The organism is Nitrosopumilus sp., from assembly GCF_025699125.1.
Lineage (GTDB): Archaea > Thermoproteota > Nitrososphaeria > Nitrososphaerales > Nitrosopumilaceae > Nitrosopumilus.
In genome coordinates, this window is sequence record NZ_JAILWC010000002.1 from 22,843 (window position 1) to 46,672 (window position 23,830).

The following is a 23,830-nucleotide window of genomic DNA, read 5'->3' on the forward strand; positions in this document are numbered from 1 at the left end:
TATTATGACAATTAACTGGAATGAAATAGAGACCAAATGGCGCAATAGGTGGATTGAATCAAAAGACTTTGAGACAAACCCAAATGAGAAACCAAAAAAATTCATTACAGTCGCGTACCCCTATCCTAACTCCCCACAACACATCGGACATGGAAGAACATACACGCTAGCTGATGTGCACGCAAGATTTTACAGAATGAAAGGATACAATGTGCTATTTCCAATGGGATTCCATTATACTGGGACACCTGTACTTGGCATGGCAAGAAGAATTCAAGCTGGAGAAAAAGAAATTCTCGACGGACTGCGAAATATTTACCATGTCCCAGAAGAAGACATCAAGACATTTGTTGAGCCAATAAAGATTGCAGATTATTTTCATGAAGAGATAAAATCTGGAATGATCGAGATGGGTTATTCCATTGATTGGCGTAGAGAATTCACAACCATAGTTCCAGGATATCAGAAATTTATCGAGTGGCAAATTACAACACTCAAAGAAAAGGGCAGGATCATCCAAGGAAGCCATCCAGTTGGGTGGTGCCCTGATGATCAAAATCCAGTATCACAACATGATACAATGGGCGATGTTGAACCAAAGATCGATGATAAAAATTTCTTAATCAAATTCAAGTTTGGTGATTTTATTTTTCCAGTAACAACACTAAGGCCTGAAACAATTTTTGGAATTACAAATTTGTGGGCCAATCCAAATGTAACATACAAAAAAGTTGCAGTAGATAGTGAGAAATGGATAGTTTCAGAAGAGTGTGCAAAAAAGATTTCATTTTTTGAAAAACAAGTGACAGTCGAGGGGGAAATAGAGGGAAGTGAAATTATTGGAAAATATGCCACAAATCATGATGGACGAGAAATCCCGATATTGCCAGCTGATTTTGTAGAGCCTAGCATGGGAACAGGGCTTGTAATGTCAGTGCCAGCTCATGCACCAAAAGATTATCAGGCTTTGATGGATTTAAAGGCTAAAGGACATGAATTAGCCTCAAAAATAGAACCCATACCAATTATTGCTACTGAAGGATACGGCACTATTCCTGCAAAAGAGATTTGTGAAAAATTAGGAGTATCAGACCAAACAGACCAAAAACTAGAAGAGGCAACAAAGGAATTGTACCTCAAAGAATTCACAGATGGAAAGCTAAATGAAAAATGTGATAAATTTAACAACGAAAAAGTACAGTTTGGACGAGATAAAATCAGAGCATGGCTACAAGAGAACAATCATCTAGAAAAATTTCCAGTACTTGAAAATGCTCCAGTGCATTGTCGTTGTGGGGCAGAATGCGTTGTCAAAATATTGAACAATCAATGGTTTCTCAATTATGGAGACGAAGAGTGGAAAGAATTGGCTAGAACTTGTCTTGATGAGATGAACATTCTACCAAATAATATCAAAACAGAGTTCAAAGAGGTAATTGATTGGTTACATGAAAGGGCATGTGCAAGACAGCAAGGGCTAGGAACAAAACTTCCATGGGACAAGGATTGGATTGTAGAGTCACTATCAGACAGTGTAATTTACATGGCATACTATACTCTTTCACGATTTGTAAATGATGGAACAGTGCAACCTGAAAACTTGACAAAAGAATTCTTTGATTATGTTTTGTTAGAGAAAGGAGATGCGTCATTGGCTGCAAGTACTTCTAAACTTTCTGAAGAAGTAATCAATGCAATGAAAAAAGAATTCACCTACTTCTATCCAGTTGATTCAAGACATTCAGGTAGAGATTTGGTGCAGAATCACTTGTCGTTTTTTATATTAAATCATGTTGCAATATTTGATAAAAAATTATGGCCTAAAGAAATTGTGGTTAATGGCAGTGTCATGATGGACGGTGCTAAAATGAGTAAGAGTATGGGGAACATCATTCCGCTGCGAGCTGCAATTAGGGATCATGGAGCAGACCCAATAAGACTAGCCATCATCTCATCAGCTGAGTTATTACAAGATGCGGATTTTAACATGGAATCAGTTACAGGTATTCAAAATAAGTTAGAATCATTACTTGACGAGTGCTCTAGGCTCAAAAATGAGCCGATTTCAGAATTACAAGCTGAAGATAAATGGATTTTATCAAAGGCACAGAATTTGATATCTCAGGTTACTGAAGCAGTTGAAAAGATGAGATTACGTGAAGGGTTACACGACATACTATTTTCATTTGAATCAGATTTGAGCTGGTACAACAAAAGAGTCCAGGCTAAAGAAAGAAAAGATGTTTCTGGAATTCTGTACAAGATCAATTCAGCCAGAGTTGCAATGCTATCACCATTTGCACCACACATAGCTGAAGAGATGTGGGAAAAATTAGGCCAAACAGGACTAGCATCAAAGTCACAATGGCCAGAATATTCTAAAGAAAATGTCTATGCAACATCAATTCAATCCGAAGAGTTGTTAAAATCAACGATCAATGACATTGCAAATATTCTCAAAGTTACAAAAATTACTCCACAGAAAATTGTAATATATGTAAATTCTGATGAATTCAAAAAAACTGTGTATCGCAAGATATTGGAAATTATGGTAGGCGGTCAAAATAACATGGGAGTTGTAATGAAAGAATTGATTGCGGATCCTAAAACAACAGATGCCAAGAAAATGCCAGAATACATACAAAAAGTAATCAAAGACTTGCACTCTGAATCTGAAGAAATAAAACAAATGAAATTAGAATCTGCAGAATTTGATGAAAAAGAATTCTTGTCTGCAGAATTATCAAGTATTGGAAAGAAGGAGTTCGAAGTAGAGATTCAAGTGTATTCAGAGGCTGATGATGATATCTATGATCCTAAAGGAAAGGCAAGACATGCAAGGCCATTCAAACCTGCAATTTTGATCGAGTAAAATTTAAGGTTTGAATTCGACTAGTAGAACAAGTCGTCTCTAAAAAAATCCCATTTACACGTGAAAAAGTCTAGATCTCATTTTTTATCAATCATACCAAAGAATTTCTAAAAATATTTTGAATTATTTACGTAGATTTTATCCAACTACCATTACACTGACCACATTTTATTTTCTCACTCCATTTCTCAAAAGTTTTTCCAGAGGGAATTTTCACTACAGTTATTCTTTGGCATCCAGTACACTGCACTTTGACTGAATAATTACCAGTCTTATCATCTACAAACCAATCCTTGAATCCCATCTATTCACATCCGTGCTTTACAGCCCAAGATTCTCCAGCAAACTCACTAGAATCACAAAATCTGAATTCCATATAGCCTAAATTTGAATCTAATAATTCAGAATTCAAATTAACATCATTACAGGTAACCATACCTACTAATCTACCATAACTGCCAAGAATTTGTCCATCATCTTCATCAACCATTGCCATAGAGCCAACAGGACAGATCGTTTCAATGAAATTCCTAGCATCTACACCATCATAACCTTTTATCTCAGGTGCCGAAGACAATGCAAATCTAACTGATTGCCCATCAACTTTGATGGTATCACCGTCAATAATTTCAGTTACAGTTCCAATAAAACATTGAGCAGTTCCCAAACAATCTAAATCAGACACTGCAGATAATTGTAAGGGTGGCGCAGTGGATGTAAATTCAGGGTTGAGTGGTGGGTTCAACCTTTGTTCTTCTGCTACTCTATCAAAACAATCCTGCATCGCATCAGGTTGACCCATGTACTTTTCCTTACACTCTGAATCAAGGTATGTTTTTTGTAACAGTTGCCATGCTGCCTCATCACTATCAGTGGCAGGATTTTGATTTGATTCACTAGCAAAATGACCAACTACAGCAATTGCAACAACACCAAGTACAATACCAAAAATTACTTTCTTATTCATCATCTACACTCCAAATGTTTTAGTACATTTGGGGCAGGCCATTCCGCCAGTTTCAGTACCACACTTTTTGCAAACCATAGTCATTCCAGCAATTTCGCGAGGATTAGTCTTGGTAGCCTTTATTATCAAAATCGCAACAATCAAAATTCCCACTGCAATTCCAATCCAGACTAGCACCATAAAGTAATAGAATCATTTATCTGATAAAAACCAAAGGTTACATTTTCACCAAATAGTCAAGAAAATTATTTTCCAGCCTCAAAGTTTTTCTAATTTATCATAATTGTGCAAGTATTAAGACCAGAAAATCGGCTATGCCAAGATATCATAAAAATGGACAAAACAATCAGATTTGTAGGAATTCTTTGCAAGTGTGGAAGGCTAAAGGCATATGATAGAAAAAAAGGAATCACTCCGCAACTAACAGTTCCAGAGACAAAGCTAGTCCACAGAGAAGCACTCCTCAAGGCAAAGATGAACAAAGTATTTGACGTAAAATTAGGAAAAACAAACTGGTCAGTAGAATCAAGATATAACGTAAAGTGGATTACCGTTTATCATGATAAAGATCTCATATTGGTATCAACTGAGATTTTATCAAATCATGATAGTATAGTACAGAAAATTATTGCAATGGTAAATGCAGGGTTTTAATCATTTTTTCTTGTAGATACTATTACCTAATCACCCATAAACTCGTAAATGAATTCATGAGTTTTATATCCATAATTTTGGAATAGATTTGGCACATAACAAACATTGTATTCAAATTTTACACACTAGAATTATCTTCTTTTCAGAGACATTTTGTTTTTTAATTTCCTGGCACGTGGTTTTGTTCGCAGTAATCTACCACAGCAAGGACACCACAAACCATCCCACAAAATAAACACTTCACATTCAGGACATCGTTTTTGGCCCTGCTCGTATCTTCCACCGTCAAGATTGCTCTTTGCAATGTATTGTTTGCAGTTACCATTACAATGCATAATAGGATCACACAGTGGTGCTAGAAAATATTGTCGATTCTTATAATAATTTTTGATTTTGAATTTTTCCTCGATTTCTGTACGTTATCAGATGATATCTAATGATGTTTTTGAGTTTATCCTCAACTGACAAATCCTCTTCAATGCAGATACTAAGAAAGTCAAGATAGTCTTGGTCTTTTACATCAAGATGGATTTTTCTCAATTCACAACATTAATCCCAATAATACTGCAATCCCATGAAATCAGTTTAGCATGAACAATACAAAATCCCAGGATTTGCTTGCAGCACGGTTTTCGACGCCCTTCTGCGAAATGGCAAAACATGGATTTGGCGTATGCCTCAGTGTCGCATTTCAACATATTGCAAATCATGAGAGTGTATCTAGGAGGAATCAAGCCTAAAAGGGCAGGTTATAGTGATAATCAAAAAGACAGAACATCAACTAGGGGTTTGCAGTTATTGCATAGTCAACATTATCAGAATGCAAATAAACCAAAAACCATGAAAAGTCAAAAAGAGATATACGAATTTAAGAAAGAGTTAATCAAGACACTCAGATCTGGTGACAGTCCATATTTTGGATTATCACTTGAGAGTTTAGTTAATAATTGATTGAGTTTATTTGAGCAATCTTTTGAGTTCAGTATTAATTACATTAGAAAAACTCACTGCGCTTTCTGATTTACTAATTCTCTTTGCTTGAAGGATTCTTAATTTTTTTATGATTTCATCGTCCAATACAATTGTAATGCGTTTTCCCACTTCAAATTTTGACGATTTGCATACATATTAAAACAATTCCATCATGAATGCAACTTCATACTTGCATCATTGATGAAAAGTTTAGAATCTAATCCAAAAAGGGGTTACGGATCATGCCTCTTGCAAGGAATATCATTAGAGACACTGCAATGCTGCCAACTGCAAAGATTCCAAGTAAAACAAGACCATCGCGCTTATCCATAGAAATGCTGCACGAATAATCAAATTAAGCGTATTGGAATCTAGTTTGGTTTTTTAAATTTCTGTTTCTGTACAAGTTTATCACATCTATCAGAGTTGATGGTTTTCCAATACCGGGAAATGCACTACAGCCTATTCCACAATTTTTGCAAATGTGCTACATCAGAATGAATTCTCAAAGACCACATCAGATAATGGAATTTGTCCACCACGTGGTGCTGCCTCCTTTGCAGCTTTTCCAACTACCACCATCATTGTAACTATATGATCATCAGGAAGGTTGATCAGCTTTCCGACCTTTCCGTAATCAAATCCCTCCATAGGACAGCTATCATACCCCATAGATTTTGCTGCAAGCATGATGGTCTGTGCAGCTATCCCGCAAGAGCGAATTGCCTGCTCTTTTTCCAGAGTTTCATTACCCGAATAGGCCTGTTTAATACCGCTAACTAGGTAATTTCGAGATTCCTCAGGAACGTTTTTCCAGTATCGCTCAGGATTTCTATTCCATGCCTTCAAGTCAGCACACAAAACAATAACTAGAGAGGCTTCTGCAACTTGTCTTTGTCCGTAGGATAGTTCAGAAATTCGGTCTTTTAGTTTCTGCTCTGTAACAATTACAAATCTCCAGTTCTGAATGTTGTATGAAGTTGGAGATAAAATTGCAGCTTCTAATAATTGATTGATTTCGTCTTTGGTCATTTCGTAATTTTTAAAACTCTTAATTGAACGTCTAGACTTTATTGCATCAAATGTATTCATGATAGAAACAAAACATGTGCCAAATTTAACTTAATAAAAAATAAAGGTGAGCTTAAGATCTGCCCCTAAAAGGAATGCAGATGACAGCTCTTCGCTTAAGATCAGTAACCAGAGTTATCTGATGACAGCGATTGTCTTAAGGCCTGAAACTGTTGTATTCAGACGACAGACGCCTTTTCAAAATTAATTTGTGAATTTGATATTTAACCAGTACTACTTTTTCCTACTAGTGGCAATCAACGTAACATGCTAAATTTCCAGATAGTGTATTTATTAGGCATACAAAGATCGCAAGACATCTTGAAGATTGCAGTGATGGGAATGGGTGTTGCAGGATCTTATCTCGTGGCCAGACTAAAGGATTCAGAACACGAAGTTGTAGGGTATGAAAGAAATACCGAAGAGAGACATGATTCGATTTGTGCATGGGGAACAATAAAACCAGTACTGACAGACTTTTGCAAAAAGACGGGTAGAGATTTTAATGATTTTTTGATTCATGATGGAAAAAACATGCATGTCAAAATGAACAATGATGTAAAGTTTGACATCGGACTCAAAGGGTTATGCACATATAACAAATTAGGATTAATCAAAGATTTCATAAAAGATTCAAAGATAATTTATGGTAAATCCCCAAAACTTGAAGAGCTAGAGAAAGAATATGACATGATAGTTGACTGTACTGGATTCAACAGAGTCTATCTGCCAAAGCTAAAAGAAGATTTCTTTTTGCCAACATATGAATACAAAGTAGAATATGAAAATGGGGTTCCATATGATGACTTTTACATAGAACCATTTCCTGGAATGTCAGGATACTTTTGGTATTTCCCACTAGGGGAGAAATGGGCACATATTGGAGCAGGAGATTACAATAAAAATCACATAAAGGCAACTGACGAATTTTTGCAAAAACACGGGGGCAAAGTAATTGCGACAAAGGGCAGACCAATCAGACTTGCAACTCCAGACAGATGCAAGCCATACTATTCAGGAAAAGTAGTAGGGGTTGGCGAATCAATAGGAACAGTTTATGCATTGTTAGGCGAAGGAATTATTCCATCAATGCAATGTGTTGAGATATTCTTAGAAAACATGAATGATTTCAAAGCATATGAGAAAGCAGTAGAGCAACACTACAAAGTGTATGCCAAAGTGTTTAATTTTGTTCGAGCAAAAATTCACAAGGACTTTAGTTTCCTCAAAGCACTACCAGACTTTATTGCAATATTTCGCTATATGAAAAAGAACGAAGACAGATTTGGAATGAACATCAAAATTGCAGATTTGCTCAAAGTTGCCAAAGCCTAACTAAAACTTACAGAACCAAACCCTTCTCTGTTTGTTCTATTTGATGCCATGTTGTAATCGTAAATTGTTTTAGAATAGTCCTTGAATTCTTCTTTCATAGGGTCAAGTGTTTCTGCCAAATAAAATCCAGGGCAATCTCCAGTAAACTGGTATGTAGCATGAACACGTGCAGTTCCATTTTCGTTTTCAAGCCAGCTAGAAAATGGGTAAAGATAGCACACTCCAGGTCTGTCTGGATGCATGCTGCACCCACCCTTTTCATCTAGGAATCTGCAAGAGATGTGAGTTCCATCATCTTTCGGAGTCTCGTCTGTTTTTCTCTTCAAATTTATGGTAGTCATTGTGGTTAGTTGACCTGAGGGTCCGGGCTCCTGATATGTTACAGTAAGAGTTTCATTTTTTATAAAATCAGACGGTTTTTGATATTTCAGACCTTTCCCAATTGTAATTAGATCATCAGATGTTAACGGTAGTCTTCCTTGTCTATCACAACAGTTGTGACAGTCAGGCCAAAAACATTTCCACAAAATGAATTTTTTCTCAGAATTAAGATACGGAACATGAAAAATCACATCTTTGACTTTGAGTGGATAATCAGACACATCGGTGATTTTACCTAACATGAATTTTCGTAGTATTGGATCAACATCCCAATCTTTTTCCAACAAGTTTAATGATTCTTCAATTTCATTTTGAGACGACAATTAAGATATAACATCTTTTGAAGATATTATTAATGTTGAGTGAAAAAGGAAAACATGCATCAGCTACTCAAAACAGAAGATGGGTGTGGAGTGAAATTATCTGGCCTCTAGTGTTAGAAGTCAATGATGTATCATTTACGCTAAAGCAATTTCAAAATAAACGTCAAAAAATATGTCAGGAGCAAAATATTTCAATTAATGTTCCGTCAAGAGGACTCGTATCATTAATGCAAAAAGGAATTCTATTAAAGGAAGGAGAAATTTATTCAATCCATTATCGATTAATCCCATACATGCGATTAAAAGCTGAATGTGATTATTCAACTGCAATTCACGAAGTTAGAATAAAGTAATCACATCGTTTCAAAAAATCCATAAAAATAATTCATCATAAAAATTTCAAACAGAACAACAAATGAATATATTCTAAAACACCAAAATTTCTTCAAGTAGCCCGATAGTCTAGCGGTCAAGGATTCTGCCCTCTGGATCTCAAGAGTGGATAGGCGGAGACGGCAGTTCGAATCTGCCTCGGGCTACTGAAAAAAATTTTAAAAAGTTACTATCGTGATGCTTGTGCTATTCTTTCTAGCTCATTTTTCTTCTTAACAGAAGGAGCGTTAGGATCATTTGCTGCTGCAAGTATTAGGTGTTCTGCCATGTGTTCCTCAATTGGTTTTGGATTGGAAAATGTGGCCTCTTTGATTGCGTCAGAGATGAATTTTAGTGCCAAGTCAACTCTTCTAATTGGAGCAACATCAACTGATACGTGATAGACAGTACCGCCATAAACAATTCTAGTTGTATCCTCGTTTGGTGCAGAATTCTCAATTGCCCTAACTAAAACTTCAACTGGATTTTCTCCAGTCTTTAGTGCAATAATATCAAATGCAGTTTTTACTGTATTGAGTAGTTTAGATTTCTTACCAGTCATCCTGCCAGTATTCTTTGCGTACTTCTTTCCAAAGTGCATTGTTTTGTTGATTAATCTCTCAACAATGTTGACATCTGCTTTGTTGAATCTCTTCAAAGCTGAGCGACCATAAGTATATGGCAAGATTTGTTTTCTCAAAGAAATTGCAGTTTTTAATCCAGGATCTTTAATTTCAATATTGGATAAATCCCATTTTCTAAATAATAACAAGTTTTTAGTTTCAGCCATTTCTATCTCCTTGGTTTCTCCTTCTTTCCAATTACTAATTCATGAAGTGATGTACCGTTAACTTTGAAAACTTTGAATCTAACACCAGGAATATCTCCCATTGCACCACCTTGTGTTGCACCCATTCCTTGAATGTGAACTTCGTCATGTTCATCAATAAAGTTCATTGCGCCGTCTCGTGGCAAAAATGCTGTAACTGTTTTACCATTTTTAATTAGTTGAACTCTAACACATTTTCTAATAGCGGAGTTTGGCTGTTTTGCAGCAATGCCTACTTTTTCTAAGACAATGCCTCGTCCTTGTGGAGCCCCTCCAAGAGGATCTGCTTTTTTATCAATACCAAGTTTTCTTCGCTTGTATGTAGAGATAGCCCATCGCTGTCTCTTCTTTTTAGTAGTTAAAACTCTGCCAGCAAATAATCCAAGTGGTGATTTTCTCATATCTTACATCTCCATAGTAGCACGTTCAGGACTGTTAATCAATACGCTGGTAATATCAAAATATCGTTTTGCAAGTAGTCTTGCTTTTTCTGCATTTCTGCCTTCTCTTCCAACTACGATTCCTTTCTTTCTTGGGTCGACCATAACAATTGCCTGTTTTGTCCCATCTGCTCGTGTATTTATTTTTACTTCAGAAATGAGTTTTGAATTGAGTAATGAGGAGAGGAATTTGGCAGGATCTTCATCATATTCTACTAATTCCACATTTCTTTTAACAATATTTTGTAATGATTTGATATGAACTCCACCTTTGCCAATTGCCAATCCCATTTTACCAGTATTAACAACAAAAATTACTCTATCTTGTTTTTCATCTTCAACACAATCACGTGCTGTTGCACCAGTAACATTTTGAAAAAGAGACATCATACGCATTTGATCTGTTGTTAGTTTGATTGACTGTGTCATAAGAAATCCTATTTATCTCCGACCAGAATTGTCTCATTTAAACTTTCATTAATTAAAACGCAACTAATCATTTTTTTTCTCAGCTTCTGTATCTTTTAAAATTGATTTGATATTTGCATCAGTTATTGATGTGAATGAAATTGTTGAAATTCTAAATTGCAAGCCGCATAATCTTCCTAATGCGACTGAAGTTCCTTGAAAGTTGACTAGAGGTACTTTTTCTTTTTTTGCATCTGATTCAATTTTCTCAATTATTTCTTTACTCACCGATTGAGACAATACAATTAGCTTGGAATTTTTTATAGAGTTCAAAACTTGTTTCGTGCCCATTGTTAATTGATTTTCTTTATGTGCATCCTTCAATGATTTTTCAAGTATCTTACTCATTTACGTTTCCTTAAGACGATCGTCTTAACAGGGCTTTATAGGTTTATTGAAAAATTACGCACATAGCAAAAAAGTTAGTTCAGAAAACCAAATAGAGAACCCAAAGTAGAAAGCACTACACCAACCTCATCAAAAAAGGTTGTTGGTTTTTCCAGGTTATCATTTATTCGATTGGTTACTTGTGGCAAATTAGATTCAAAGTAAACTACTTTTTCAATATCAGATTCTAAAGACTCATCCACTAATGAAACAACTGGCGATTGAAAAGATAATGCAAGGGCAAGATTTTTTCTTGCAGAAAGATAGTTAGGATTTTTCGTTAAGATTTCTTCATATAATGAAATTGCATTATCGTAATCTTTCAAATTTGCAAGAGCATTGGCCTTGTTATTTTTGGCAGGTAGAAAGTCAGGATCTATTTTGATTGCATGATCATAATACACTATAGCCTCAGTAAAATATCCCAATTTTCCCAAGGCAGAACCTTTGTTTACAAGAATTTCCACATCATCAGGATTTTCAATTAATGATTCGTTAAAGAAATTCAAAGAACCATCAAAGTTACACAAACGATACAATGCAGGACCCATTCCATCATAGTATGAGATTGTGTCTGTAAATACACTTGAATCACATTCAAGATTCATTTGATTTAAAATTATTCCTAATTCAATATCTTCAACAGAAAGATTAGTTGATTTTTTGTTGTCATCAATGAGAATCTTTTTTGAATTATCTTTTTCATTTATTGTTTTAATTTGACTATCAGAATTTTTTGTTTTTTGAATATCTTCTTGATTAGTTTTTGTGATTATCGAATTATTTTGAGATTTTGATTCAGTATCTTTAGAAGTCTCTTTGATTGATGAGCTGTCATCAGATACAATAATTTCGGTTCCAGTTGTTTCTTGAATTGTCTCATCAATTGTTTCAGCAGTATCTTCAATTGTTTCAGCAGTATCTTCAATTGTTTCAGCAGTATCTTCAATTGTTTCAGCAGTATCTTCAGTTGTTTCAGCGGATTCTTCGATTACAGTTTGAAAATCTTTATGATATTCAAAAAAAGAAATTGCTTCAGTTTCAGCATAATGAGCTTTGATGGAGTAAGTTCCTTCTGTTCTAAAATTCACACCGTCTTTTACAAGAAAATTAGTTGAAAATTCCAAATCAGAATTGATTGTACCAAAATAAAATCCAGCAGGCATTCCATACGGATCATATACTCCTATCAATGCGGTAGGAGAACCCAATGCGGAAACAATACCTGTGATGTGTATTATTTCATTGTCAGTATATTGCTTTTTGTCAGTGTAAAGAAGAATAATTTCCGGTTCTGCAGATATCGGAACAACAAGTTCAGATTCAGATTCGCCATTAATTAGAAAATAATGATCCTCAGTGATTTGCCCATATGCTAGTTTAAGTTTGTACTCCCCAGCTTTTGCATAAAATGGAGAATCGAGTGAAAGTGTTTTTGTGAAAGTTTTTTCAGGGGAGATTTCTAGATTGTTAGCAGTTAAGATTTTTCCGTCAGGGTCATAGATACTCATAGCAATTACTGGCATTCCAAAGTCAAGGATTTCACCAGAAACAGTCAGTGAATCACCAACATTGTAGGATTGCTTGTCAGTGTTTACGACAAATGTCTCAGCAAAAACGTCTGAAAAAACAAAAGGAGACAGTACGGTTAACACTAACGTAATTCCAAGCAGATATCCTAACACAAACAAAATTTTGTAATTTTCTATTTAATAATCACGTAGAAATTATACTTTTCATTCAACTGTGATCAAAGTAGACATTATTGGTGCCAGTCCAGTTGGATCCGCAATAGAATTCCATACAAATGTTTCAATTTTGTAATTTCCAGATGTTTTTGGAGTCCATGATTGCGACACATCCAGACTTTGCGCAGAGGATAATTCACCTTGAACCCATGATATTGACTCTACAATATTTTGCTCATTTTTTACTTGGAAAAGATAAACAAATTTCTGATCAAACTCATTTGGATTAACTATTGTTCCAACTATTTGCATTTGATGATTTTCTGTAAATGACTGTAATGGATTTCCAAGTGGATCAGAGAATGTTATTGATAGATGCTCTATCCTTTCAATTGGTGGAACAGAGGAATCAACTATTGCAAAAGTTTGAAGGGGAAGATTATCTGAAATTGAGTAAGGCTTGGGCAATGTATAATCATCATATTTTGCAGAAATTTTGTCACCAGGTATTGCATGCAGTCGATTACCACTAGTTGAACTCTGAGTTAAAGAAACGGTAGCAGTAAACATTCCTGAACTTTCAGATGTTTCAATACCATCAACTTCAATTCCTGCAACATCAGAATCGGAGATAACTTGGATTGGGATATGATCTAGTGCTTCAGGGTTGAGATTCATATCAGGATCAACTATTCTAATATTCACAGAATCTGACGTGAAAAAAATTTCTTGCATGAATTGAATTGTTCCAACATTCCATGTTACTGGGGCAGATTCAGTTAACACCACACCATCTGCAAATTCAAAGGATATTGTAATTGCAGAATCCCTTTCAACTTCTAGAAATCCACTGGTCGGACCATTACCCATAGTTCTAGGATTTGTATCGAAATCACCATCACCGTCTGCATCATGAAAAAATCCTGTAAGAATTACCTCGGCGGTAAAAATTCCAGAATTCACATCGGTCTCGGTAAATCTATAGGGTTCTAGCGAATGATCTCTTGTTGAAATTTTAATTGGATGGTCTTCAGTGTCTCCGATGGAGTCAATCAAGTCTTTATCGGTGTTCCAGCTTGGAGCAATGATCGTTATCTTTACTTTGTCAGTCCATGTGTACGATGATTTGTCTGTAAAAATTGGGGAATACGGATTATCATAATCAGGAATTGTTGCACCAAATGCAGGGAATAAAATTAATGAAATCAAAAATAACAACATGACAAAAATTATCACATATTGAATTTAATGTTTGATGAGTTTAAGATTCTTCTTCAGGAAGAGACACTAGTAAAATATTATCACCACGAAGTAGTACTTTGCCAATCTTTTCATGTTTTTCTTCGGTAACATCTTCAGCATCATCTAATGTTAAATTCATGTGAATGTCAAAGTCTTTTAGAACGCCTTGAACAGTTCTTGTGTTTCTTAATCGAAGTAAGACCACTTTATCCTTGTTGTTATTCATGAGATTTGTAATTTCATCGGCCATAATTATTACCAGATTATTTTTTCTTGCTTACTTGCATGTATAGATCAACAGTTCCACTGCCGATTGGAATATTGCTACCAACAATTACGTTTTCAGTAATACCTTTGAGTTGTTCAACTTCTCCACCAAGTGCAGCATGTGCAATTGTAGGAACTGTAATTTCAAATGCGGCTCTTGCAAGAACACTGTCTTTAGTACCGGCAATTCCATGTCTTCCAATTTGTTGCATGTAACCTCTAGAGCACATTAAGTCAGATACTAACATGATGTATCTGTTATCAACTTCTAAGCCTTGGTCGCCCAGAGTATGATTAAGTTCATCAATCAATGCGTTTCGTGCAGCCTCAATTCCCAGAGTTCCTGCAATTTCAAACACGTTGTTTGTTCTGACATTTGTTTTGTCAATGCCTTTTACTTCAAGAACTTTGGCAATGTTAGAGCCAGTTGTCTGGATAACCCATTCATCATCTTTTTGAACAAGAGTTACACGTTCAATGTCTGGAACACCTTTTACAGTGGTGTTTAGAACTTTATTTCTGATTGCAATTACTGTTGCAGTATCAGATTCTTCAACTAGTTTGAGAGTAATTAGTTCTCCTACTGTTTCCATCTTGAATTTCTTATTTGATGCAAGTGATGCTTCAACTTCAGCAATTGAACATCCTCTCTCTTTTAGTCTGTTCTCACTTAGAATTAATTTAATTTCAGTAGAGTAATCAGTTTCACTGTTTGTAATTAATGCGCTGATTTTTGTTTGCAATACATTTCTTGCAACTTCGATTGCTTTTTCTCGGGATTTCTTTGACTCGTTGTCAAGATAGATATCCATAGTTGGCGTAACTGGTTTCTTTCTTGCATCAACTAGTTCAATTAATCTAGGAAGACCCAAGGTTACGTTTCTTTCTTTAATTCCTGCAAAATGGAACGTTCTCAAAGTCATCTGAGTACCAGGTTCACCAATTGATTGAGCAGTGATAATTCCCACTGCTTGTCCAGGTTCTACTTTGGCTTTGTTGTAAAGTAATAATCCTTTCTTACATACTGCCTCTACACCATCTTTACTTAGGGTTGATTCATGCAATGCTTCAGATACCAGTGAAGAGAGTCTTGGACTGAATGTCTTTGTGTATTTTTTAATCATAGTATCAATTTCATCTTTTGTTGCCTTTTTGCCTGAATCAATCATTGTTTGAGATTCAGCTAATCTGTGAGCATTAAATGCTTCACCGTGATCACTTTTTGCAACATCGATTCCGTCTTCACCATAAAGGAATTGAACAATGTGACCGTGTGGATCTCTAACGGTTCCATCATATTCCAATCTAATGTGTTCTAGTGCATTAATCAGCCTACGCTGCATGTATCCACTTTGTTGTGTTCTAACTGCAGTGTCTACAAGTCCTTCACGACCACCCATTGCGTGGAAGAAGAATTCTAATGCAGAGAGACCTTCTCTGTAATTGGATTTTACAAATCCGTGTGCATCTGGATTATTATCATGTTCTTGGAAATGTGTCAATGCACGATTGTGATAGCCATCATGGAGTCTATTACCTCTTCTTGACTGCTGGCCTAAAGCACCTGCCATCTGACCTACGTTTAGCGACGAACCTCTGGCACCAGTGGTTGCCATAATTTTTCCAGCATTAGAATTATCTAGTGAGTTATTTGCAGTAGAGCCGGCCTTGTCTCTTGCTTTACCTAATTCGTTTACAATGTATGCTTCAAGTGCTTCTTCAGGTCTCATACCTCTGGTAAGTTTGAGAGTTCCTTTTTCATATTGATTAGTCAAATCAGATACAATGTCATAGGTTTCTTGAATATCATTGAGAATCTGTTGTTTGTCTTTTTCTGGTACTTCAAGATCACCGAATCCATAACTAAATCCATAACTTGTGATGAATTGTTTTACCATAATTAGAATAGAGTTTAGGAAGTTTTTACCTACTGCATTTCCATAGTCTTTTGTAATTCTGTGTAAGACACTTTCCGGTTCTTCTGCACCAATCGAGGTTTTATCAATTACACCACTGATGAGTTCGCCATTTTTAATTACAACATCTTTTGCAGGACCATTTGTTCCCTTTGACCATTTTGATGTGAGAACGTAATTGAAGTCTTTTGGCAAGAATAATGAGAATAGTTGTTTTCCAGTGTATGCTGGGCCGTCTTTTGTTTTAGTAGCAGGTTTTGGAAGTGCATCTTTGTAACCTCCAAGCATTGCAAGATTGGAGAAATCTTGAATAGAAAGAGTTGTTTCGTCTTTTGTTAAAAGATATGCTCCAGTTACAAAGTCTCTGAGTGCGCCAATAATTGGACCACCATATCTTGGAGAGATTAATTGATCTTGGACTCTCATCAAAAGAATCGCTTCTGCTCGTGCTTCCTCACTTTGAGGAACGTGGAGGTTCATCTCATCTCCATCAAAGTCTGCGTTGTATGGAGGACAAACTGAAGGATGTAATCTGAAAGTCTTGCCTGGAAGCACCCTCACATAATGAGCCATGATGGACATTTGGTGAAGTGAAGGTTGTCTGTTAAACATGACAATATCACCATCTGCAAGATGTCTTTCAATCAGATAACCAATCTCAAGAGTTTCTGCAATGGTAGAACGATCTTCCACAAAGTCTAATCTAATTTTAACACCGTCAGGTCTAACGATATAGTTTACACCTGGGAATTTCTCAGGTCCATTAATTACAAGTTTTCGCATTCTTTCAATATTCCATTCTGTAACAATTTCAGGAATTGTTAGTTTCATAGCGACTTGTTCAGGAACTCCAACTTCAGACAAATCCAAGTTAGGATCAGGTGAAATTACAGTTCTACTTGAAAAGTCAACTCTCTTTCCAGATAATGAACCTCTAAATCTACCTTCTTTTCCTTTGAGTCTTTGAGTTAATGTTTTGAGTGGACGTCCAGAACGATGATGAGCTTGAGGAATTCCAGAAACTTCATTATCAAAATATGTTGTAGAGTGATACTGTAGCAGATCAACCAAGTCTTGAACAATTAGTGGTGGAGTTCCAGCTTCTTTGCTTTCCTTTAGTCTTTGGTTAACTCTAATGATGTCTACCATTTTGTGTGTCAAGTCATCTTCAGATCTAATTCCTGTTTCAAGAATGATTGACGGTCTTACAGTTACAGGTGGAACAGGCAATGCCTGAAGAATAAACCATTCAGGTCTTGCAGTAATTGGATCATAGGATAAAAGAAGCAAGTCTTCATCAAGAATTTGTGAAAATCTTTCTCTAATTGTAATTGGAAGTAATCTATGTTCACCAATCTCTGTTTTTTCAACGAAGATTGTTGGTTTTGTAAAGACCAATTCGTATTGGGTTTTACCACAATGAGGACATTCTTTTGCTTTCTTTGCTTTTTCTATAATTTGTTCTGGGATACGTTTTTGAGAAATTACAGTATATGCAGCATGTTTGTCTTTGATTTTTTTGAATTCATCTAAATCTTCTTGGGGTACTTTGAGTCTTGCACAAGAACGGCATGTTGATTGTAATAGTTTGTAGATGTTATCAATAAATGCAATATGTAAAATGGGCTCTGCGAGTTCAATATGTCCAAAATGTCCAGGACATCTAGCAGCAGTATTTCCACAAGTTAGACATTTTTGTCCAGGTTCAAGTGTACCAAGTCTTCCATCCATAAGACCTCCTTGAACTGGCATTCCATCCTCATCATATGTTTCAGGTGCAGTAATTTCAGCAACAGAATATTTTCGAACTTCAGTTGGAGACCATACCGAAAAACGGATTCCATCAATTGATTTGATAGCTTGAAGTGACATTAGATTTTCTCCTTGATTAATAGACGTGGTGCGACATTAAGACTCTGCATTTCTTGTAAGAGTAGTTTGAATGCATACGCCACTGATACTGAAGAGACTTTAGCTTTATCACCACAAACCCGACATACATATTTTCTTTGTTTAACATCATGATAAGCTACCAATCCACATCTTTCACAGACAAAAATATCAGATTTATCAGATTCGTCAAGTAATCTATCTTTTAGAATCATAGAAGCTCCATAAGCAATCAAACAGTCTCTCTCCATTTCACCAAATCTCAAACCACCACCTCTTGCTCTACCTTCAGTTGGTTGTTTAGTTAACATCTGAACTTGTCCACGTGCTCTTGCATGGATTTTGTCAGCAACCATGTGATGGAGTTTCTGATAATATACGACTCCAATAAAAACATCGACGGGGAATGGTTTTCCAGTTCTACCATCATACATTATTTCTTTGCCAGAATATTTGAAATTGTGTGCATCCATTACTTCTTTTACTTCATCCATTTTTTCTCCGACAAATGCAGAGCCATCAAATCGCTTTCCACGAAATGCAGCAGCCTTACCACAAATAGATTCCATCATCATTCCAACGGTCATTCTAGATGGGAATGCGTGAGGATTAATCAAAACATCAGGAGACATTCCCTCTGCAGTATATGGCAAGTCTTCGGCTTTAGCTAAAATTCCAAGTACACCCTTTTGTCCGTGTCTTGATGCAAATTTATCACCGATTTCAGGAATTCTCATATCTCTTGCGCGAATCTTGTACATTTTTCCACCTTCATTTGATTGAGTCATAACTACTGTATCTACAACTCCTGTTTCAGATGGTCTAACACCGATAGAAGTATCTCTTCTGTATGGACCAGATGATTCAAACTCTCTATATTCTTCCATAAATCTTGGAGGACTGGTTTTTCCAATTAAAATATCTCCGCCCTTTACCGGAGCTTCTGATGCAACAACGCCATCTTCTTCAAGTAATCTATATGCACGCTCTCCCTTGTAACCTCTAATGTTATCTTCAGCATTAGGAATCTCAAAAGTATCACGCATTCCGCCGGGGTATTGTTTTGCTTCAGCATCATAAATTCTAAAGAAGAATGTTCTTCCCAGCCCCCTATCTACAGATGCTTTGCTAAGGACAATTGCATCTTCGATGTTATATCCATCAAATGGAAGTACTGCAACAACACAGTTCTGACCTGCTGGTCTATCTTCTAATCCCAAGAGTTTCATTGCTTTTGTATTTACAATTGGAACTTGCGGATATAGCATGAAGTGTTGTCTAACATATGTACTGGTATTCATCATTGGTGTTGAAAATCCTAAGCTTTGTTTTGCCATTGCAGATTCATATGTATTTCTTGGAGATTGATTATGTTCTGGATACGGAATGATAGAAGCTCCTGCACCTAAGATTGCTGGAGGGAATACTTCAAGGTGAGTGTGTTTCTTTGTATCTTTTTCATCTAATGTAACATAACAGTTTTCTTCTTCATTTGCATCAATCATTTCCAAAACTCCCATTCTCAAAAGATCAGTCCACGAAAGTAATTTCTTGGAGATTTTATCTAACAAATCTTGAGTTAACAAGGATTTGTTATCTTTGATAATTATTAATGGTCGTAAAACACGTCCTGCATTACAATTCACATAAAGTCTTCTTGTTGAACCTTCAATATCAGATTTATGAAATGATACTCCAACATGAGGATGAATCTTTGAATTTCTTCTAAGTTCTCTTAGAGATTCAGCTATCTCTTGGCCATCTTTGAAATATCCAATTAAACGACCATCAACAAAAACTCTGGTTCCGTCTTTTTTCAAATCTTCTTTGGCATCAAAGAAATGAACAGTTCCAAGATCATAGAGTTTTTCCACAATTTCTTCTGATGGAACATTTACTGAGATAATTCCAGATAGGGCGAGGTTTTTCACCAAACCACAATTTGATCCTTCAGGAGTTTCACTTGGGCATATTCTTCCAAAGTGAGTTGCATGCAAGTCTCTTGCCTCAAAGTTTGGTTGTGTTCTACTAAGAGGAGATTGAATTCGTCTAAGATGACTAATTGTTGAAAGATAATTTGTTCTATCAAGTAATTGAGTAACACCGACACGTCCACGTCCCCAGTTTCCAGTAGCTATCGCATTGTTTAGTTTGTCAGTAATAATTCCAGGACGAATTGCAGCAGCTACAGCATTAATTCCTCGTTTTTGACCTGATCTTTCTAATTGGTATTTCATATCTCTAACCAAATTCCTAAATGCAGTTCTAAAGAGATCTGCCAACATTTGTCCTGCAAATTTGATTACTTTGTTTCCATAATGATCCTTGTCATCAGGTGTAATCCAACCAAGTTTTAATTCTAATAATTTACAAGCGGCTTCACCTAAGAATTGTGCTTTTTCTTTTCTATTTTCGGGATGTTTACCCAAATGTGGTAACAATCCCCAATCTAGTAAAGTCTCTGCACGTTTAATTTGGAATTCCTCTAACATTCCAGGTGCAATTCTTTTACTAATGTAAACAATGGCGTCTTTAGATGTTGGAACATCTCCCGCTTTTTCAAAAGAGCCTTCTAGTTCATCTTGAAGATCATCCACCAAAGATACAACTGCTGCAATTTCTCTATCAGATTCTAATCCAAGTGCCCTCATTAATGTGACAACTGGAATGTCAACTGGAGAACCAGGAATTCTAGCTACAATCAAACCGTCATTTTTCATTACAAGTTCTAATTTTGCACGATATCCAACAATTGATGAATATACTTTAGCTTTGAAAACAATATTTCCACCAACAGTTTCTCTATCTACAATAATTTTATTGTAAGAAAGATCTTCTAATCCTACAATTACTCTTTCTGAACCATTAATGATAAAGTAACCACCAGGATCATTTGGATCCTCACCATGTTCAATTAATTTTTGAGTAGAGAAATTATGTAAGATGCAAGCATTTGATTTTGCCATTACTGGTACATCGCCAATATGAACAAATCTAGATTCCAAAATTTTTCCATCTTCTACAACACTTGCCTCCATCATGACAGGGGCAGAATATGAAACGTTTCTCAATCGTGCCTCAGCTGGAGTAATATGAGTAATAGAGCCATCAAGTTCCATCATTCTTGGTTGTTGAAGTTTGACTTTACCTAGTTGAATTTTGTAAGGATATTCAGCATTTTCAATATCAATTTGTCCTACTTCATTGATAATACTTTGAAGTCCTCTCTCTAGAAATTCATCAAATGAGTTTAGGTGTTGACGTGCAATACCCTCACGTTTTAGAATATCTTGAATTACTGGCCAACGCTTTGTGGATGGATCTGCCATTATACTTCCACCACGTATCTGTAATAGAGACTTTCACCAGCAGTCGGACTTTTTCTGGTAATCTTTATCATATCACCAGGTTTTATTCCAAGTCCCAAAATTGCAGGATCATTTACAAAGATTAAGGGTAATTCAGTTGGTTTACAATTGTATTTTTTTAAAACTTCTTCAGCTTCTTGTTTTGAAATAATCTCATGTTTTGGAACATAGATATGATCTGGTACTAGAACTTGATTTTTTTTAGTTGCCAACTACAAAACCCCCATTTAGAACATTAAATGTAACGGTAAATAATACACACAAACTGTCAAAATCTCACGCTCGGGTTAATATATATCTAATCTGAAATTCGTCAGCGCTTAGTCTTTTTTCTTTTTAGTCAATAAATTTTATCGTAACCTTAAATAGCATTATTTTTCGCGTAAAATTGATGAAAGCTCATCTAACGGTGTTTACCTTATCTGCAATTTTGATTGTAAGTATTGGTATGACACCAGCATTTGGACAAATACAAAACTCGATTGTTGTTACTACGGACAAATCATCATATTCAGAAGGTGAAATAATTCTAGTAACAGGTGAAGTACGAGATCTGTATTCTGGCACTCCAGTAAGTGTAATTGTAAAGGCTCCTAACGGAAACTTGGTATCAATTGCACAAGTAACAGTTGGTGTTGATAAGAAATTCAGTACCGAAGTTACTGCTGGTGGGGCATTAATGAAAGCAGAAGGCTCATACACCATCACAGTTCAATACGGAACTGAAAACAGATCAGCAGAAACAACATTTGAATTCGGTGGATCTACAATTACTCCACCAAAGAATACAGGAGTGACTGATACAACTGTTTCAATTGAAGGTTCTAATGATTTAATAGGATACACAATAACAGGTGGAAAACTATTAAGTATAATGCCTGATGTAGAAGCAAATTCACTCATTGTATCTATCGATGCAACAAGTGACGGTTCACTTACCCTGACAATCCCTAGATCAGTGTTGGATGCAACAATGAATGGTGAAGATGATGAATTCTTTGTCTTAATCGACGGAGAAGAAGTAGACTTTGAAGAAACAACATCAGCAACGGAGAGAATTCTCACCATAGCATTCCCAGTAGGAGCTGAAGAGATCGAAATAATCGGTACATTTGTAGTTCCAGAATTTGGTACAATCGCAGCCATGATTCTAGCAGTAGCAATTATCTCAATAATTGCAGTATCTGCAAAGTCAAGACTTAGCATTATGCCAAGATACTAAATTTCATCTTTTTTTCTATTTTTAATGTGTAAACTGAGGAGACTTACAAGCCACACATATTTTTCCTAGGTCTCGCCGCTTTACAAGAGAAAATCAATAACTCAAGCCCCCATAGAATACACAGAACCATTTTTAAATATACATAAATAACAAGATATCTGAAGTTGAATTAGGATGAATTTTAAACGATCTACAACATCAATGGCGATAGCCCTTATGGCATTGTCATTAATTTCAATGACCTCAATTCAACAAGATGTTTTTGCTCAAAGTCAAGGAATGAGCCTCACAGCTCAGGCAGATAGAGATTCAGAAATCATCATGGTAACAGGTAAGACAATTTCAAAAATTACAGATGTTACATTTAGAGTAACATCCCCAAGTGGAAATAATGTAGTAGGAATTGCTCAGGTTTCACCAGATGTCAATGGAGAATTTGCAACACAATTCAAAATTGGTCCAACATGGACTGAAAATGGATTCTATACTATAAAGGCCATGCAAAGCCCGCAGCAAAACTCATTGTACACACTAAAAGTACTTGTTGAAGTAGCAAACGGAATGGCGAAAAAAACGCTTGTAACTGAAACCAACATGGAATCAGGATTAGTGTATACCACACCAAATGTTGCAACAGATAAAGGAATTGAAATTTATGCAGATGCAGTCATAGGATCTACAACCATCAATATCGAAGGTACCACTGACAGAGTAAGTCAAGATGTCACTTTGACTATTACTGCACCAAACGGAAATGTGGTATCGGTAGCTCAAGTATCACCAATGCTTAATGGAGAATTTACTAAAGAAATTACCACAGGTGGACCATTATGGAAACAAAATGGATTCTATACTGTAAGCGCAAAACAATTTGACGATCCAAAATATACCGCTTCAACTCAAGTGGATATCAAAGATGGAGTGGTAGTACCAGAATTTGGTACAATTGCAGCCATGATTCTAGCAGTAGCAATTATCTCAATAATTGCAGTATCTGCAAAGTCAAGACTTAGCATTATGCCAAGATACTAAGTTCACAACTTTTTTCTCTTTTTAAGGCACTGTAAAGTGTGCAAGGCTTTCATCGATATTTTCTCGTGTAAAGTATCTAGACCTGAAAGCCTTGAAAAATTCGATAATCGAGTTTTTCAGGGGTTGGTTGATTG

General features: G+C 35.9%; 23 protein-coding genes and 1 tRNA gene. 8 read left to right on the forward strand and 16 right to left on the reverse strand.

Annotated elements, in window-relative coordinates; genetic code table 11:
* Window positions 1-4: 4 nt before the first annotated feature.
* Entirely contained in the window at window positions 5-2,872 is a 2,868-nt protein-coding gene (gene leuS / locus K5783_RS05525) for a leucine--tRNA ligase (protein WP_297472777.1), read from the forward strand.
* A gap of 127 nt (window positions 2,873-2,999) precedes the next feature.
* On the opposite strand, the gene K5783_RS05530 is transcribed toward leuS, so the two are convergent.
* From K5783_RS05530 to K5783_RS05540, 3 genes are read right to left on the reverse strand one after another with little or no spacing between them, the layout of a single operon-like run.
* Window positions 3,000-3,176 carry a hypothetical protein gene (locus tag K5783_RS05530; RefSeq protein WP_297472781.1) on the reverse strand — a complete coding sequence of 59 codons (177 nt, stop codon included), beginning with the start codon at window positions 3,174-3,176 and terminating at the stop codon, window positions 3,000-3,002.
* Entirely contained in the window at window positions 3,177-3,842 is a 666-nt protein-coding gene (locus K5783_RS05535; protein ID WP_297472784.1) for a hypothetical protein, read from the reverse strand.
* Window positions 3,843-4,019 carry a hypothetical protein gene (locus K5783_RS05540; protein WP_278975730.1) on the reverse strand — a complete coding sequence of 59 codons (177 nt, stop codon included), beginning with the start codon at window positions 4,017-4,019 and terminating at the stop codon, window positions 3,843-3,845. It abuts the gene before it with no gap.
* A gap of 153 nt (window positions 4,020-4,172) precedes the next feature.
* Between K5783_RS05540 and K5783_RS05545 the strand changes: the two genes are divergently transcribed.
* Window positions 4,173-4,493, forward strand: coding sequence for a hypothetical protein (locus K5783_RS05545; protein ID WP_297472789.1), 321 nt, complete (start codon window positions 4,173-4,175; stop codon window positions 4,491-4,493).
* 131 nt (window positions 4,494-4,624) lie between these two features.
* Here the strand turns inward: K5783_RS05545 and K5783_RS05550 are convergent, their stop codons facing one another.
* Entirely contained in the window at window positions 4,625-4,828 is a 204-nt protein-coding gene (locus tag K5783_RS05550) for a hypothetical protein (RefSeq protein ID WP_297472792.1), read from the reverse strand.
* 283 nt (window positions 4,829-5,111) lie between these two features.
* On the opposite strand from K5783_RS05550, the gene K5783_RS05555 reads away from it, so the two are divergent.
* The gene (locus K5783_RS05555) at window positions 5,112-5,444 is read left to right on the forward strand and encodes a hypothetical protein (RefSeq protein ID WP_297472794.1); all 333 of its coding nucleotides are present in this window, start codon (window positions 5,112-5,114) and stop codon (window positions 5,442-5,444) included.
* Between the two features lie 513 nt (window positions 5,445-5,957).
* Here the strand turns inward: K5783_RS05555 and K5783_RS05560 are convergent.
* Window positions 5,958-6,557, reverse strand: coding sequence for a nitroreductase family protein (locus K5783_RS05560; RefSeq protein WP_297472796.1), 600 nt, complete (start codon window positions 6,555-6,557; stop codon window positions 5,958-5,960).
* 300 nt (window positions 6,558-6,857) lie between these two features.
* Here K5783_RS05560 and K5783_RS05565 point away from each other — a divergent pair, with 300 nt between their 5' ends.
* On the forward strand, window positions 6,858-7,871 hold the full coding sequence (locus tag K5783_RS05565) for an NAD(P)/FAD-dependent oxidoreductase (protein WP_297472798.1): 1,014 nt from the start codon (window positions 6,858-6,860) through the stop codon (window positions 7,869-7,871).
* Here the strand turns inward: K5783_RS05565 and K5783_RS05570 are convergent.
* Window positions 7,868-8,494, reverse strand: coding sequence for a YkgJ family cysteine cluster protein (locus K5783_RS05570; RefSeq protein WP_347567290.1), 627 nt, complete (start codon window positions 8,492-8,494; stop codon window positions 7,868-7,870). The two genes, K5783_RS05565 and K5783_RS05570, sit on opposite strands and share 4 nt — an antisense overlap.
* Before the next feature lie 113 nt (window positions 8,495-8,607).
* Here K5783_RS05570 and K5783_RS05575 point away from each other — a divergent pair, with 113 nt between their 5' ends.
* Complete coding sequence (locus tag K5783_RS05575) at window positions 8,608-8,928, forward strand: hypothetical protein (protein ID WP_109876418.1); 321 nt, start codon at window positions 8,608-8,610, stop codon at window positions 8,926-8,928.
* A 98-nt stretch (window positions 8,929-9,026) separates the two neighbouring features.
* A tRNA-Gln gene (locus K5783_RS05580) sits at window positions 9,027-9,114 on the forward strand.
* Window positions 9,115-9,137: 23 nt separating this feature from the next.
* On the opposite strand, the gene K5783_RS05585 is transcribed toward K5783_RS05580, so the two are convergent.
* The 10 genes from K5783_RS05585 to K5783_RS05630 form a co-directional block, all read right to left on the reverse strand.
* Window positions 9,138-9,737, reverse strand: a complete 600-nt coding sequence (locus K5783_RS05585; RefSeq protein ID WP_109876419.1) for a 30S ribosomal protein S7 — start codon at window positions 9,735-9,737, stop codon at window positions 9,138-9,140.
* 2 nt (window positions 9,738-9,739) lie between these two features.
* A complete protein-coding gene (locus tag K5783_RS05590) occupies window positions 9,740-10,177 on the reverse strand; it encodes a 30S ribosomal protein S12 (RefSeq protein ID WP_109876420.1) in 438 nt (145 codons plus the stop codon).
* 3 nt (window positions 10,178-10,180) lie between these two features.
* Window positions 10,181-10,645 (reverse strand): NusA-like transcription termination signal-binding factor, encoded by a 465-nt coding sequence (locus tag K5783_RS05595; protein ID WP_109876421.1) that lies wholly within the window; start codon window positions 10,643-10,645, stop codon window positions 10,181-10,183.
* Window positions 10,646-10,708: 63 nt separating this feature from the next.
* Window positions 10,709-11,032 carry a ribosomal L7Ae/L30e/S12e/Gadd45 family protein gene (locus tag K5783_RS05600; RefSeq protein ID WP_278975735.1) on the reverse strand — a complete coding sequence of 108 codons (324 nt, stop codon included), beginning with the start codon at window positions 11,030-11,032 and terminating at the stop codon, window positions 10,709-10,711.
* A 74-nt stretch (window positions 11,033-11,106) separates the two neighbouring features.
* Complete coding sequence (locus K5783_RS05605; protein WP_297472803.1) at window positions 11,107-12,756, reverse strand: tetratricopeptide repeat protein; 1,650 nt, start codon at window positions 12,754-12,756, stop codon at window positions 11,107-11,109.
* 51 nt (window positions 12,757-12,807) lie between these two features.
* Entirely contained in the window at window positions 12,808-13,980 is a 1,173-nt protein-coding gene (locus K5783_RS05610) for a hypothetical protein (RefSeq protein WP_297472805.1), read from the reverse strand.
* Window positions 13,981-14,020: 40 nt separating this feature from the next.
* Window positions 14,021-14,251: an LSM domain-containing protein gene (locus tag K5783_RS05615; protein ID WP_297472807.1), complete on the reverse strand. Its 231-nt coding sequence runs from the start codon at window positions 14,249-14,251 to the stop codon at window positions 14,021-14,023.
* Between the two features lie 13 nt (window positions 14,252-14,264).
* Window positions 14,265-18,056: a DNA-directed RNA polymerase subunit A' gene (locus K5783_RS05620; RefSeq protein ID WP_297472810.1), complete on the reverse strand. Its 3,792-nt coding sequence runs from the start codon at window positions 18,054-18,056 to the stop codon at window positions 14,265-14,267.
* Window positions 18,056-21,403 carry a DNA-directed RNA polymerase subunit B gene (locus K5783_RS05625; protein ID WP_109876427.1) on the reverse strand — a complete coding sequence of 1,116 codons (3,348 nt, stop codon included), beginning with the start codon at window positions 21,401-21,403 and terminating at the stop codon, window positions 18,056-18,058. Before K5783_RS05625 ends, K5783_RS05620 begins: the two co-directional genes overlap by 1 nt.
* Window positions 21,403-21,654: a DNA-directed RNA polymerase subunit H gene (locus tag K5783_RS05630; RefSeq protein ID WP_048117695.1), complete on the reverse strand. Its 252-nt coding sequence runs from the start codon at window positions 21,652-21,654 to the stop codon at window positions 21,403-21,405. Before K5783_RS05630 ends, K5783_RS05625 begins: the two co-directional genes overlap by 1 nt.
* 179 nt (window positions 21,655-21,833) lie before the next feature.
* On the opposite strand from K5783_RS05630, the gene K5783_RS05635 reads away from it, so the two are divergent.
* Together K5783_RS05635 and K5783_RS05640 are read left to right on the forward strand one after the other, a co-directional pair.
* On the forward strand, window positions 21,834-22,664 hold the full coding sequence (locus K5783_RS05635; protein ID WP_297472816.1) for a PEFG-CTERM sorting domain-containing protein: 831 nt from the start codon (window positions 21,834-21,836) through the stop codon (window positions 22,662-22,664).
* Between the two features lie 174 nt (window positions 22,665-22,838).
* Window positions 22,839-23,696, forward strand: a complete 858-nt coding sequence (locus K5783_RS05640) for a PEFG-CTERM sorting domain-containing protein (RefSeq protein WP_297472819.1) — start codon at window positions 22,839-22,841, stop codon at window positions 23,694-23,696.
* Window positions 23,697-23,830 lie beyond the last annotated feature (134 nt).